The organism is Winogradskyella sp. ECml5-4 (assembly GCF_036903175.1).
Lineage (GTDB): Bacteria > Bacteroidota > Bacteroidia > Flavobacteriales > Flavobacteriaceae > Winogradskyella > Winogradskyella damuponensis.
This window is the reverse complement of the sequence record NZ_JAYJLF010000081.1, coordinates 1-664: the sequence shown is the minus strand read 5'-3', so window position 1 is coordinate 664 and position 664 is coordinate 1. Positions and strand designations below refer to the sequence as shown.

Here is a 664-nt window from a genome sequence, read left to right as displayed (position 1 = left end):
ATTGTGGGCAACGGTTTTGTGTATGATTAGTTGCGTGTTTAAGCACCTAATTTAGCAAACTTTTACGAACCCGTGAAAATTCCGCAGGAATTTTCGCAAGTAAGCAGAAAAAAGCAATTAATTATACACGGTGTTGGCAATAGTTATTTATTTTCATTGTAGTATTTTACAATCAGATAAATATTGTCAATTATATATTCTTCATTCAATATTTTCGACACCAAGATTTGATTTTCAGAAAATAATTCCGCTAATCTTTTTTTGTATAATAAATTACCTAATAGTATGAGTTCATCTTCTTTTTCAATATAAAAATAATTTCTTGAACGATTTATATATTGGTTAGTGTTTAGGTCCATTTCATTATAGTAGTATTCATACTCATATAACTTAACTTCTCCATCTAATATTAGTTTTAGGTAAGCACCTTTTTTGTCAAAAATAGTAGCTTTTCGTTTTTCTTTATGTTCAAAAATTTCATTATTGAATCTATAAGATTTTATATTTTCTTTTTCGATTATGATCTTTGTGTTTGATCTATCTAGAAGGTGTAGTTTTCCAAGAGATGGGTCTTTGATTTTTCCGTAAATAGTATCATTTGAGTTGGTAATGACAAAATCAGATTGTCTTTTTTGGATGTTTATAAAATCTCCTAATCTTTTAG

At 27.3% G+C, this 664-nt stretch carries 1 protein-coding gene; it reads right to left on the bottom strand.

The window, feature by feature from the left end; genetic code table 11:
* Positions 1-143 precede the first annotated feature (143 nt).
* Positions 144-664, bottom strand: a 521-nt coding sequence (locus VDP25_RS17740) for a hypothetical protein (protein WP_334471991.1), incomplete at its 5' end; no start/stop codon positions are given.